Source organism: Shewanella sp. TC10 (genome assembly GCF_009663145.1).
Taxonomy (GTDB): domain Bacteria; phylum Pseudomonadota; class Gammaproteobacteria; order Enterobacterales; family Shewanellaceae; genus Shewanella.
Genome location: NZ_VKHR01000089.1, coordinates 1 through 13,643, shown reverse-complemented (window position 1 = coordinate 13,643; position 13,643 = coordinate 1). Strand labels below are relative to the sequence as shown.

General features: G+C 42.2%; 9 protein-coding genes. 4 read left to right on the top strand and 5 right to left on the bottom strand.

Going from position 1 to position 13,643, the window contains the following annotated elements:
- A partial coding sequence (gene purC, locus FNZ24_RS20570) for a phosphoribosylaminoimidazolesuccinocarboxamide synthase (RefSeq protein WP_153916664.1) occupies positions 1-706 on the bottom strand: 706 nt, incomplete at its 3' end.
- A 245-nt stretch (positions 707-951) separates the two neighbouring features.
- On the opposite strand from purC, the gene FNZ24_RS20565 reads away from it, so the two are divergent.
- Complete coding sequence (locus tag FNZ24_RS20565) at positions 952-1,899, top strand: DMT family transporter (RefSeq protein WP_153916663.1); 948 nt, start codon at positions 952-954, stop codon at positions 1,897-1,899.
- On the opposite strand, the gene FNZ24_RS20560 is transcribed toward FNZ24_RS20565, so the two are convergent.
- From FNZ24_RS20560 to uvrA, 4 genes are all read right to left on the bottom strand, one after another.
- Positions 1,900-2,913, bottom strand: coding sequence for a lipid A deacylase LpxR family protein (locus FNZ24_RS20560; RefSeq protein WP_194945113.1), 1,014 nt, complete (start codon positions 2,911-2,913; stop codon positions 1,900-1,902).
- A 139-nt stretch (positions 2,914-3,052) separates the two neighbouring features.
- A complete protein-coding gene (locus FNZ24_RS20555) occupies positions 3,053-4,882 on the bottom strand; it encodes a DEAD/DEAH box helicase (protein WP_153916661.1) in 1,830 nt (609 codons plus the stop codon).
- A 165-nt stretch (positions 4,883-5,047) separates the two neighbouring features.
- Positions 5,048-6,190, bottom strand: a complete 1,143-nt coding sequence (locus tag FNZ24_RS20550; RefSeq protein WP_153916660.1) for a M20/M25/M40 family metallo-hydrolase — start codon at positions 6,188-6,190, stop codon at positions 5,048-5,050.
- A gap of 53 nt (positions 6,191-6,243) precedes the next feature.
- A complete protein-coding gene (gene uvrA / locus FNZ24_RS20545) occupies positions 6,244-9,162 on the bottom strand; it encodes an excinuclease ABC subunit UvrA (protein WP_153916659.1) in 2,919 nt (972 codons plus the stop codon).
- A gap of 371 nt (positions 9,163-9,533) precedes the next feature.
- On the opposite strand from uvrA, the gene FNZ24_RS20540 reads away from it, so the two are divergent.
- The 3 genes from FNZ24_RS20540 (at position 9,534) to FNZ24_RS20530 (ending at position 13,226) form a co-directional block, all read left to right on the top strand.
- Entirely contained in the window at positions 9,534-10,901 is a 1,368-nt protein-coding gene (locus FNZ24_RS20540; RefSeq protein WP_153916658.1) for an MFS transporter, read from the top strand.
- A gap of 121 nt (positions 10,902-11,022) precedes the next feature.
- Entirely contained in the window at positions 11,023-11,769 is a 747-nt protein-coding gene (locus tag FNZ24_RS20535; protein ID WP_153916657.1) for a single-stranded DNA-binding protein, read from the top strand.
- A 155-nt stretch (positions 11,770-11,924) separates the two neighbouring features.
- Complete coding sequence (locus tag FNZ24_RS20530) at positions 11,925-13,226, top strand: site-specific integrase (protein ID WP_153916656.1); 1,302 nt, start codon at positions 11,925-11,927, stop codon at positions 13,224-13,226.
- The last annotated feature ends 417 nt before the right edge of the window (positions 13,227-13,643 follow it).

Genomic DNA, 13,643 nt, shown 5'->3' with positions numbered 1-13,643 from the left:
TTTGGTCATGTTCACTTAATGCATCTGAGATAACCTTAAAGCCTTCTTTTAGCAGTTTTTCGTATAAGTCGATATCAGAAGCTTGCTCAAACCCAAATGCGGCAACGTTCGCTTCAATATCACTACGGCTGATATTGACATCGTCTTGCTCAGGCACTCCAGGGATCCCAGTTAAAATCCCTTTGGTCGATGGTGTGATCAGTAGCTCAGGTAGCTTTTGATCTTTTTGTAAACCTTCTGGCAAGGTAATACCGCAAAACTCACGCTCACCTTTTGCGTATGCGCGCCACATTGAACCAGTTATGTATTGGCGACAAATCGCTTCTACTTTAACTGGGCGAGCTTTCTGTACTATCCAAACAAACGGGTGAGGTATATCTAAGATATGGCTATCTGCTAAACCGTTTTCAGCAAACAATTTAAACCAATGATTTGAAATGGCATTTAGCGCAGCGCCTTTACCTGGAATACCTTGCAAGTTACCTTCACCATGAAAAATACAATCGAAGGCAGAAATGCGGTCACTGATGACCATGATGGCTAACGGCGTATCAGCAGGAACATTATAACCTTTGTCACTAATGAGGCGACGGCTATCAGCTTCAGTAAGCCAATATACACTGCGAACTTTACCGCTATGGACCGGTTTGTCGGTACGGATAGGCAAATCATTGTTAATTGCGAGAACTGAATCAGCAAGACTCATGACCAGTGTTCCTTAGATGTTAAGTGCAGGGACTATCCTTGGTGAAGCAGGATATATAGGTATTTTAATGGCGGCTATTTTACCTGTATTCATCGAGATTTCCACGGTTATCAGGCGGCTAAACTCTTAATCCTGTATAGCGAAAACTGAGTCTAGCGATTCCACGTTTTATTGGTTTATAACGCCATTACTTTCAGGCAATATGTTGCGAAATTTAACCTACATTTCAATTGAGCAGCACATAAGTGAGCCATACCCGTTTAGGATTTATTTTTGTTTCCGTCGCCGTCATTTTTTGGGGCATTTTACCCATTGCCTTAAAGCTCTCTGGTGGCTTTATCGATCCTATTACACTCACTTGGTTTCGATTTTTGGTGGCGTTTGTGGTGACGTATTTTTTGCAGTGGCGATTTGGTGCACTGAGGCAGTTTGCAAATTTAGCAATACAAGATTGGCTGAGGTTATCTGCCGCCGCTATTTTGTTGATGTGTAACTACACCTCGTTTGTATATTCTCTGGATTACTTATCACCAGGAACCGCCCAACTTAACTTTCAAACCGCGCCTTTTTACTTGGCATTTGGCGGGGCACTATTTTTCAAAGAACGCTTAACCGCGTTGCAGCTGACTTGCTTTGCCACTTTAGCCCTTGGGGTATTATTGTTTTTTCACCCAAGTTTAAACTTGTCAGCCGCCGATGCTAGTCAAGTTGGCTTTGGAGTCTTAATTGTGCAGTTTTCAGTGTTATCTTGGACGAGTTATGCACTGTTGCAGAAGTCACTTATAGCCAAGCTTACGCCGAATAATGTGCTGCTGTTTATTTATGGTTTAGGTATTTTGGTGATGGCGCCGTTTAGCGATTTTAGTCACTTTGGTTCGATGACCAATAATGAATGGATAGTCATTGTTTTTTGCGCCGCGAATACACTGATTGCTTATGGGTGCTTTGGCCAATCAATGAAGTATTGGCCTACCGCTCAGGTCAGCGCCATGTTGGCTTTGACACCTGTATTGAGTTTCGCTGCGAATGCCATGGTGCTAAAGCTAGGTTTATGGCCAAGTAACTTCAGTGCCGACACGCTGGATACTTGGTCATTATTAGGCATTGTTTTGATTGTAGGTTCAGTTTTTGTGGTCCAAATATGGCCCCTATACCAACAAAAACGAGCAGCAAATACAGTAAAAAACGGTTAACTAGTAGCGGTAGATGATGCTTGCACCTGCAAAGTTAGCGGTACTAGGCTGATTATGATATTGCTCGGTGCCACGAATGGCTGAAAAGCTTAATCCCCAGTTTTGCCAGGTAAGCATAAAGCCCATATTTAAAGTGGCTTGTTCATTGGTGAGTTGAACTGAGTGACTGTCTGTGAATGTATTACCATCTAGGGAGATATCATTAAACACATAACGTCCATATAAGGTGACAAAGAACTGCCAGCTCAACTCTTCAGCTGGCTTAACCATATAGCCGCTGTTACTTCTTGACGCAGCCTGTGAAACAAACGCGTAACTGCCTGTGAGAATATTACCAATTCTAAGTGTCACTCCAGCCCCAACATCACTCATTAAATTGCCCACTGAGGCATTACCGTGGATGACGGTATCAAATTCAAAGTTGTCTGAAACAGGGGTATAAGCCAGCTGGTAAAGTCGCTGGGCTTCAATTCGAAAGACAGGTTCATTACTCAATTGATTATCCCAACCGAGTGGCTCCTTGGCATCGATGATCTTATGAACTCGTTTTTGAGTTTGTTCAGCTAAAGAAGCGGGTCCTACAAGACCGGCAGTAAAGCTGAGGTTATCTGCAACTCCATTGCCGTAACTTCGTAGTGTTGATTGCCATAAAAGGGTGCCTGAATAAGGGCGGTCTGTTTCTAGTAACTGTTCTTGTTGTAAATCGTCTGGGGTGTACATGCGCTGAGAAACGCTATAACTGATTTGATAGTTACGATTGTGGCCATGATTTAAATAACTCCAACCATAAACCGCATCAAGCCAATTGGGTAAGGGCAATTCGTCAAAGTCATCAGCTATTTTTTTACCCCAACTCCAATCCAGACCGTTACTGTAGCCATTATCACTGGTATTAATTAAGCCAAATGCATCATTTTCAAATGTAAATTGCATCCAATCGTTATTAGATTCAGTTGCGAAAACTGAAGTACTAAAGATTAAGATAGATCCGATGAAGCATGGTAATAGGCGCATGGCGGGTAACATTAAATATAAATTTGTATCGTTAGGTATCGGGTGAGGCGAGGATTATACAGTAAAAGGTAAAAAAAAATGGAGCCTAAGCTCCATTTTTTTAATCAGTTATTCAACATTAAGTTGATACTGTGATCGATTACTCGCTGTCACGTGGCTTACGTGGACGGTCGTTACGAGGGCGGTCACCACGAGGGCGATCACCACGAGAACGGTCACCACGAGGACGGTCGTTACGAGGGCGACGTGGACGATCACTTTGCTCAGGGAAAGTCGTCTCACTCGCTTCTTTAATGTTCAGTGGCTTGCCACATACACGTACTTTACGTAAGTGAGTCAGCACATCTTTTGGCATACCGTCTGGTAAGTCAATTGAAGTCACTTGATCAAATAATTGGATTTGACCGATGAACTGGCTGTCGATGTTTGCTTCGTTAGCGATAGCGCCAACGATGTTACCTACACCAACACCATTATCACGACCTACTTCGATTACGTAACGACACATCTTAACGTCTGGCTTATCTTTTAAGCCTTCAGCACTACCAAAGCTTGTTGGCATTGGACGGCCACCGCGTGAATCACGACGGTTACGCTCACGACCATTGTCACGATCTCTGCCGTTATCACGAGAATCACGTTGACGCTCTTGAATCGGAGGAAGTTGTAATGGACGCTCTGCTTGAACTTGTTGTAATAATGCAGCAGCTAATAAATCGGTATCGATTTCTAGTTGTTGACATAGTTCAGCAACAGCGTTCTTCATGAAATCTAAGTCACCGTTAATGGTTTCTTGGATTTGCTCGCCTAAACGAGATAAACGACGCTCTGCTACCGTTTCTGGGCTTGGTACTTTCATTGGCGAAATACGACTATTAGTCGCACGCTCAATGGTACGTAACATACGCATTTCGCGGTTTGTTACGAAAAGAATTGCCATACCAGTACGACCGGCACGACCTGTACGGCCAATACGGTGTACATAAGCTTCTGAATCATATGGAATATCGTAGTTTACTACGTGGCCAATACGTTCAACGTCAAGACCACGGGCCGCAACGTCAGTAGCAATAAGGATATCTAGCTTGCCACGTTTTAGCTGATCAACAGCACGTTCACGCGCTTGTTGATTCATATCACCATGAAGTGGTGAGGATGCATAACCGCGAGCTTCTAATTTTTCAGCTAATTCAACACAGCTATTACGTGTACGTACGAAGATGATAATACCTTCAGTATTTTCTACTTCTAATACGCGTACTAATGCTTCAAGTTTGTTGTGTTGAGATACTTGAACAAAACGTTGCTCAATTGACTCTACAGTCGTGTGACTTGCAGCAATACTGATGTGAACAGGGCTTGATAAATGCTTGTTTGCAACACGCTTAATTTGCTCTGGCATAGTCGCAGAGAAAAGGGCTAGTTGGCTTTCTGCTGGCTTATGCTCTAATACCCATTCGATATCATCGATAAAGCCCATTTTTAACATTTCATCAGCTTCATCAAGCACTAATGCTTTTAATGAATCTAATTTTAATGTGCCACGACGCATGTGGTCCATTACACGACCAGGCGTACCAACAACAACTTGTGGGCCACGACGTAGCGCACTTAATTGTTGATGCATGCTTTGACCACCGTAGATAGGTAGTACATGGAAGCCTTTCATGTGTTTAGCGTAGCTACCAAATGCTTCAGCAACCTGAACAGCAAGTTCACGAGTTGGTGCAAGCACTAGGATTTGAGGAGCATTCAGCTTTTGGTCAACACTGTTAAGTAAAGGCAGTGCGAATGCACCTGTTTTACCTGTACCAGTTTGAGCTTGACCTAAAATATCTTTACCAGCCATCAGCGGGTCGATACTTGCAGACTGAATTGGAGTTGGTTTTTCGTAACCTAGATCGTCAAGGGCACGAAGCAAATTCTCGGATAAACCAAGTTCGCGGAAAGTTCTTTCATCGGATGACATTGAGTTGTAGCCTTGTGGGTATGCACGAATTTAGTGGCATTCGCGCTAAAGTTTCACAGACAGAAAATCAACCCCGTGTCGATTTCCCGCGTCAAAGGGGCGATATTATAGCAAGCTTTCACCCATATGACTATATATTTTCAATATTTTTTAAAATTGGCCTGATTATTGTAAAGCAATTTGCTGCTTATTCACTGTGATGAACTCAAAAGCAGTTTCAGTCACTGCGGCTAAAAAGCCGATATCAAGCTTATCAATCGTATCGTTTATCGTGTGATAGTATTTGTGTGACGGCACCCCTAAATAAAGCCAAGGTATACCGGCTTTATGAAATGGATAATGATCCGATGCACGTAACCAATCAATTTTAACCATGCTGCCGTTTTTCATTCTCGAACGGCTCTCTCTCACACACAATTGATTATAGTCTTGGAGTTGAGTTTTAAGCTGACTAAATTCAGTTAAATTTTTCTCACCTTCAATATAAATAGCTTTAGGTCGAGAAGGGGTGCCTATCATATCTAAATTAAGTGACAGCTCAATGAGCATCTGTGGTGTGTTTTGTACCTGTTCGACTAAGGCGTAGGAACCGAATAAACCGGGCTCTTCAGCATCTGTGGCCACTAGCATGAGATTGATGTCTTCATTCCCTTGCTGTTGCCATTGCTCAGCAATAGCAAACATGGCTGCGACACCTGAAGCATTGTCATCGGCACCGGCAAAAACCTTATTCCCTTTTTTACCTAAGTGATCATAATGAGCTGTGATGACTCGCCAGCGCTGACTAGGTTGTTTTGCTTTAATCGTGGCGATTAAATTGATCCCTTGTTTATCTGAAAAACTAGACCGGTAGTTAAAAGGCACTTCAAACTCATCTTGCCAAGGACTAAGGTGTAATTCAGTAAAGCGTTTTTTAATGTATTCTCGGCTGAGCTCAGCGCCATAAGTCCCGGTTTTTCTTCCTTCAAATTTAGGGCTACTTAATACGCGAATATCTTCAAGAAGCTGGCTTTGGTTGCTCCAGTGATTAACGGGTGAATTGCCACAGTTTTGCGACGCACAGCCAGATAAGAATAAGCACAACAACAGAGCTGATAAAGTGTGAGCATTAGGTGAAGAGATTACAGATGAGAATTTTTGATTAACTAATTGAGAATAATGAGCTTGTCCATGGCGAACAAGCTCATTGTTTTTGCTAACGCTTGGGCTTAAAGGCTTTAAGCTTAGAGCCTTTAAAGTTAATACCTTTAAGCTTAATAGCTTTATAATTAATGCCTTTAAACTTAGCGCTGTTAACTGAAATCCCATTTCATATCCTTTGGTTAGTCTTCCATAAGCTTTAACCTTAACTACACTGCCTTTTAATCAGACTTTTTATTTCCTGGTTTGGCTACAGGCTTTTTAGTGACCTTTTTAGCAGGTGCTTTTTTAGTTTTAGCCGATGTTAACGCTGGCATCTTCTCTAACAATGGCTTCAAGAAATGCGCTGTGTGCGACTCGGTATTTTGAGCAACATCCTCAGGTGTACCACTCACTAAGATCATACCGCCGCCAGAGCCACCTTCTGGGCCTAAATCGACAATCCAGTCTGCAGTTTTAATCACATCTAAGTTGTGTTCAATCACCACAATAGTATTACCTTTAGCCTTTAATCTATGTAATACATCAAGCAATAATTGGATATCGGCAAAGTGTAAACCTGTAGTGGGTTCATCGAGAATATATAAGGTTTTACCTGTGTCTCGCTTAGACAATTCTTTAGATAACTTCACTCGCTGAGCTTCGCCACCCGATAATGTTGTCGCGCTTTGGCCTAAGCAAATATAAGATAAACCTACATCGACTAAAGTTTGCAGCTTGCGAGCAATGGCTGGTATTGGGTCAAAGAAAACGCGGGCTTCTTCGATGGTCATTTGCAAGACTTCATGAATGTTCTTGCCTTTGTATTTCACATCTAAAGTTTCACGGTTATAACGCTTACCTTTACATGAATCACAAGGGACATAGACATCCGGTAGAAAATGCATTTCAACCTTAATCAGGCCGTCCCCCTGACATGCTTCACAGCGGCCGCCTTTGACGTTAAACGAGAAACGACCTGGCAAGTAACCACGGCTGCGCGACTCTTGAGTTGCGGCAAATAGCTCACGGATTGGCGTAAATATACCTGTATAAGTGGCAGGATTTGAACGTGGAGTACGGCCAATTGGGCTTTGGTCAATATCGACAACCTTGTCGCATTGCTCCATACCTTTAATACTTTTATGTGCAGCAGGTTCATCTATAGTCGCGCCATTGAGCATACGATGAGCGATTTTATAGAAGGTATCATTAATCAGGGTTGATTTACCTGAACCAGAAACGCCTGTGACACAGGTGAATAAGCCAATAGGAATAGTTAAATCGACATTTTTAAGGTTGTTTCCCGTTGCGCCGCATAGCTCAATGACCTTTTTCGGATCCATTGGTGTACGTTGCTCACAGACGTGAATTTGCTTTTTACCGGAAATATATTGGCCAGTAATCGACTCTTCACATTCAATGATGTCTTTTAGACCGCCAGAGCAGATGACTTCACCGCCATGAACACCCGCACCTGGGCCGATATCAATCACATGGTCTGCCATGCGTATCGCATCTTCGTCATGCTCAACCACGATTACGGTATTACCTAAATCACGAAGGTGGATCAGAGTTTTAAGTAAGCGCTCGTTATCACGTTGGTGTAAACCAATAGAAGGTTCATCTAGCACATACATAACGCCGACAAGCCCAGCACCAATTTGGCTGGCTAGACGAATACGTTGAGCTTCACCACCAGAAAGTGTGTCGGCTGAACGATCTAAACTGAGATAATTAAGCCCCACATTGACTAAGAACCCAAGCCTGTCGCCGACTTCTTTTAAGATCTTTTCAGCAATCTGCGCTTTTTGGCCGGTAAAACTAATATCTTTGAAGTAACCCATGGCTTCGCCAATAGACCACTCGGTTAGTTGAGGTAGAGTTAGATCGCCAATAAATACATTTCGTGCTTCTTCACGCAAGCGTGAGCCACCACAGCTTTTACACGGTTGAGTATTAATGAATTTAGATAACTCATCACGAACCGAATTACTTTCAGTTTCACGATAGCGGCGGTCCATATTATTCAATATGCCTTCGAAGGGGTGATTACGAATAACCACATCGCCGCGATCGTTAATGTACTTGAATGCAATACTTTGTTTACCAGAACCGTGAAGTACAATTTTTTGTACTTTGTCGGTGAGTTGTTGAAACGGCGTTTCGACATCAAATTTGTAGTGCTCAGCTAATGAACTCAGCATTTGGAAATAGTAAAAGTTTCGTTTATCCCAGCCACGAATAGCGCCGCCAGCTAATGATAATTCACTATTAGTGATCACGCGGTCGGCATCAAAGTATTGCTGTACACCTAAACCGTCACAGGTTTGACAGGCACCCGCTGGGTTATTGAATGAGAATATACGTGGCTCAAGTTCAGCCATTGAATAGCCACAATAAGGGCAAGCAAAGTTGGCCGAAAAGACAATTTCTTCAGCTTCACCAGCCATATCTGCCACAACAGCAATACCACCAGACATTTCTAATGTGGTTTCAAATGACTCAGCTAAACGTTGCTTTAAATCATCACGGACTTTGAAACGGTCAACCACTACTTCAATAGTGTGTTTTACGTGTAAATCAAGCGTAGGGGGATCGGATAAATCACATACATCGCCATCAATACGTGCACGGACATAGCCTTGGGCTGCTATGCTTTCGAGTAGTTTTACATGCTCGCCTTTACGGGCTTTAACAACCGGAGCCAGTAACATTTGGCGGCTACCTTCAGGCAGCTCCAATACTTTGTCTACCATTTGGCTGACTGTTTGCGCTGCTAATGCTTGTCCATGAGTCGGACAGCGAGGTTCACCCACTCGGGCAAATAATAGCCTCAAATAATCGTAGATTTCGGTAATCGTACCCACAGTAGAACGTGGGTTATGTGAAGTGGATTTTTGCTCTATCGAAATCGCAGGGCTTAAGCCTTCAATATGATCAACGTCAGGCTTTTCCATCAAACTTAAAAATTGGCGCGCATAGGCCGAGAGCGATTCGACATAACGACGTTGACCTTCGGCGTATAGAGTGTCGAAAGCTAATGAAGATTTTCCAGACCCGGATAAACCTGTGATGACAATGAGTTTGTCACGGGGGATTTTAAGGTCAAAGTTTTTTAAGTTGTGGGTTCGTGCACCGCGAATTTCAATGGTATCCATTCTTCACTCTGATGTTGTACTCGACAGCGTTGGCTATATAAAAGGCTCAGAGCCATCGAGTTAAAAATGGGTTTAAGCGCTATGCGTACTGAGTAAATGCCACAAGCGTCTAGATTTCACACTGTCTTTATACAGTATTTTATACAGTGTTGTATAGGATTAAATCGATCCTTGTTTTCGAGATTTTCTGGCTTAAATGAAATAAATCTTACTGGGACATAAAACACATTATAACCTGTTTGTTTAATCTCATTAGCAAATACGACAATCAGTTGCGGCTTGGTTCATTATTCCTTTTGAGCTAAATTAGGACGCTGTGATAATATGCGCAACTCAAAATTTTTTACTGCTACAAAATTAAGGGCAATTTAATGGCCAAAAATGGACTATCCGGCATTGAGAAGAAAGTCGCTTTTTCGTTAGCCAGTGTGTTTGGTTTACGAATGATGGGCTTATTCATGATCATGCCCGTGTTTGCGCTTTATGGCCAACACTTGGAAGGATTCTCACCATTATGGGTTGGTATCGCCATTGGTGCCTATGGGTTAACTCAAGCCTGTTTGCAAATCCCTATGGGGATGTTGTCTGATAAATACGGTCGTAAACCCATCATTCTTGGTGGCCTCGTCATCTTTGCTATTGGTAGTATCGTAGCGGCTATGTCAGATCATATTTATGGTGTGGTGTTTGGCCGAGCACTACAAGGGATGGGGGCAATCGCGGCTGCGGTATTAGCTCTTGCAGCAGACCTTACACGAGATGAACAGCGCACTAAAGTGATGGCGATAATCGGTATGTGTATCGGTTTTTCTTTCGCTTTGTCTTTATTAGCAGGGCCTATTGTTGCTCAGTATGCAGGCCTTGAAGGGTTATTCTTTTTAACAGCAATTTTGGCTGTGCTTGGTATGGTCATTGTGCAGGTATTAGTACCTAATCCTGTATCACAAGCGCCTAAAGGCGATACGGTCGCTACGCCAACTAAGCTTAAACGCATGCTGATGGACCCTCAGTTATTTAGATTAGATGCCGGCATCTTCATATTACATCTAGTGCTTACTGCCGTGTTTGTAGCACTGCCGCTAGACTTAGTTGACGCTGGTTTAGTGAAAGAAAAACATTGGATGTTGTATTTCCCTGCCTTTATTGGTGCATTTTTCTTGATGGTGCCGTTAATCATCATTGGAGTGAAACGCAATAACACCAAAACCATGTTCCAAATTTCCCTATTGATTATGATGCTAGCGTTAGCGGCGATGGGATTTTATGCCGATAACTTATGGGTACTCAGTGGCGCAGTAGTATTATTTTTTACTGGTTTTAACTATTTAGAAGCTTCATTACCTAGCCTTATCGCAAAATTTTGTCCAATGGGTGATAAAGGTTCTGCGATGGGGGTTTATTCAACCAGCCAATTTTTAGGTGCTTTTTGCGGCGGTATGTTAGGTGGCGGTGCTTATCAGTTAGTGGGTGCTTCAGGGGTATTTTTTGTGGCATTAGCGCTGATGTTTGTATGGTTGTTATTAACTATAGGCATGGAAAAACCAGTGCTACTTAAAAGCTATACGCTTGAAGCAGAAGCGAAAGACAGAAATCATGCCCAAGATATGGCAACTCAACTATCACAGCTTGCTGGGGTTGCAGAAGCGATAGTGGTGATTGAAGAGAAAGCCGCTTATTTAAAAGTAGATGATCAATTCGATTTAAGAGAAGCCCGAGCTGTGTTAGGCTCTGTCAGCTAAGAATTAAATTCGTGTTTTTTGTGGTTCGCTGATGCTTCGGTGACCATAAAAGTGGCATAATTGATTCAACAGAATTTGAACGTAATTAAATTTAGAACATGGTAAATCGCAGGAGATTTCAATGGCCAGTCGTGGTGTGAATAAAGTAATTTTGGTCGGTAACCTAGGAAAGGACCCAGAGGTTCGTTACATGCCAAATGGTAACGCCGTAGCTAACTTTACTGTGGCAACGAGTGAGTCTTGGAAAGACCAACAAGGTCAACAGCAAGAACGTACTGAATGGCATAACATTGTTATGTACCGTCGTTTAGCTGAAGTAGCAGGCGAATACCTGAAAAAAGGTTCTAAAGTCTACTTAGAAGGTAAACTGCAAACCAGTAAGTGGCAGGATCAGACTACTGGTCAAGATCGCTACAAGACAGAAATCAATGCGATGGAAATGCAAATGCTTGATAGCCGTGGTCAAGGCGGTCAGCAAGGTGGCATGAACCAAGGTCAAAACTTTGGTGGCAATGCACCGCAACAAAGCGCTCCTCAGCAGTCTGGTGGTTACGGCCAACAGCAACAGTCTCAGGGTGGTTACCAGCAACCTGCTCAACAGCAAGCGGCTCAAAAACCAGCTTATACGCCTAAGCCTCAAGCGCCAGCGCAACAGCAGCAAAGCGGCGGTTATGGTCAACAGCAGTCGGCTCCAGCTCAACGCCCAGCCCCAGCTCAACAGCAGCAAGGTGGATTCCAACAACCTGCACAACAGCAAGGTGGTTTCCAGCAGCAGTCAGCTCCTGCTCAGCGTCCAGCTCCAACGCCGCAACCACAGAACACTACACCTGATTTAGGTGGCGATTGGGATGACGATATCCCGTTCTAGCTTACGTATAAATTAAAAGTGTAAATATAAATCATTTTTTATTGAAGTTTTAAACCAAACCCAATGTAAAAACTGGGTTTTTTATTTTTTACACTTTTATTTTTTGAATTTTACACTATAGTTAGGTTAACGTAAGTTTTAAAGTGTAAAAAAAGATGGTTGATTACAGTGTTGATACTTTGGTGTTTGGAAATGGTGAGCGTTACCCAATTTTGATGGGTAGCGATGACATGCCACACTTTCACATAACCTTATGGACAACAACTAAACTGCGATCTAATGGTAAACAATTTAACACCATATCTAATAAACTCGAACATGTGAAATGGTTCCTTCAGTGGCAAGTTGAAAATCAAAGAGACTTATATTCAGAATTTCAGCAAGGTAAATTTTTAGATACAGATGATATTCAAAGTATTAAGTCACACCTAGCCATTGATATCAGACAACTTAAAATAAGTACTTCAAGAAAAAATAGCAGCCGGAATAAAGTCATCAATTTAGCTGAACGTCCAACTTTAGTTGATGTTATTCCTTCTGTTGGTCGTAACCACCATTACAACCGAATGACCTCTGTTATTGAGTATTTAGATTTTTTAGCGAACTTGGCGGTAAAAGAGCAAGCTTCTTCGATACTGTATGCAAAAATTAAGAAAATGACTAAGCAATTCAGGGCGGCTCGACCTAAAGGAAAAGGCCAAAATGTTCTTGATAATACAGAAAGTAAAACGTTACCTGAGGAGCTAGTTAGAGAATTTATTGCTGTTGCACATTATGACAATCCTCAAAACCCTTTTAAGAACGAGGTGATACGGTTTAGAAATCATCTCATGTTTCATTTAATGGAAAAACACGGAATTAGGGCCGGAGAGCTACTATCTCTGAAGTTAGAAGATATCACTGTGCATGGTAGCGGAAAATCATTTTGGGTAAGAAGGACTCATGATGATGTTCATTATCCAAAGAAAAAGCAAAGAGTTGCGAAAACGAAAGAGCGGAAATTAAAGATAAGGGATACTACAGCGGAGCTATTGGATAAGTATATTTTACAATACCGCAAGCAGACACCAAACACGAAAAAGCATTCTTACCTCTTTGTCGCTCACCGAAAAGGTGACACTCAAGGACAACCGCTATCTGGTTCTACATTTGATAATACGATAGTGCCAGCAATGAAATCTGTGGACGAAAAATTTTCAGATATACACCCACACTATTTTCGTCACGATTGGAACGAAGGCTTCTCTCAAAAAATTGATGCAAATAATGAGTTGGCGGCAGCGGGAGTTGAGGGCTTCGAATTTATCGATAGTGGTAAAGAGGCGAAAATGAGAATGCAGCAAATGGGGCATTCAAGTGAAAAATCTGGCGATACTTATAATAAACGCCACATAACTAAAAAAGCGAATGAGGTTAACTTAAATGAACAAGAAGAATTAAWCAAATCATCACTATAAAATTGACAAGTAAGTCGCTATCAATGTCTAACTTGACTGCTTAACTCTCGATGGGGGCGAAAGCTAAAGCGACTTATCTTGCCTGAACCGCTAATGATGAATTGAGACAAACCAGCTAACTGCTCAAATCTTCACTATAAAATTGACAAGAAAGTCGCTATCAATACCTAACTTGACTGCTTAACTCTCGATGGGGGCCGAAAGCTAAAGCGACTTATCTTGCCTGAACCGCTAATGATGAGTTGAGACAAACTAGCTAACTGCYCAAATCGTCACTATAAAATTGACAAGTAAGTCGCTATCAATRYCTAACTTGACTGCTTAACTCTCGATGGGGGCCGAAAGYTAAAGCGACTTATCTTGCCTGAACCGCTAATGATGAGTTGAGACAAACTAGCTAATTGCTCAAATCGTCAC

Excerpts from the sequence above, each read along its gene's own strand:
- FNZ24_RS20535 (WP_153916657.1), top strand. The coding sequence starts at position 11,023 with ATGGCCAGTCGTGGTGTGAATAAAGTAATTTTGGTCGGTAACCTAGGA.
- FNZ24_RS20555 (WP_153916661.1), bottom strand. The coding sequence starts at position 4,882 with ATGTCATCCGATGAAAGAACTTTCCGCGAACTTGGTTTATCCGAGAAT.
- FNZ24_RS20560 (WP_194945113.1), bottom strand. The coding sequence starts at position 2,913 with ATGCGCCTATTACCATGCTTCATCGGATCTATCTTAATCTTTAGTACT.
- FNZ24_RS20550 (WP_153916660.1), bottom strand. The coding sequence starts at position 6,190 with ATGGGATTTCAGTTAACAGCGCTAAGTTTAAAGGCATTAATTATAAAG.
- uvrA (WP_153916659.1), bottom strand. The coding sequence starts at position 9,162 with ATGGATACCATTGAAATTCGCGGTGCACGAACCCACAACTTAAAAAAC.
- FNZ24_RS20540 (WP_153916658.1), top strand. The coding sequence starts at position 9,534 with ATGGCCAAAAATGGACTATCCGGCATTGAGAAGAAAGTCGCTTTTTCG.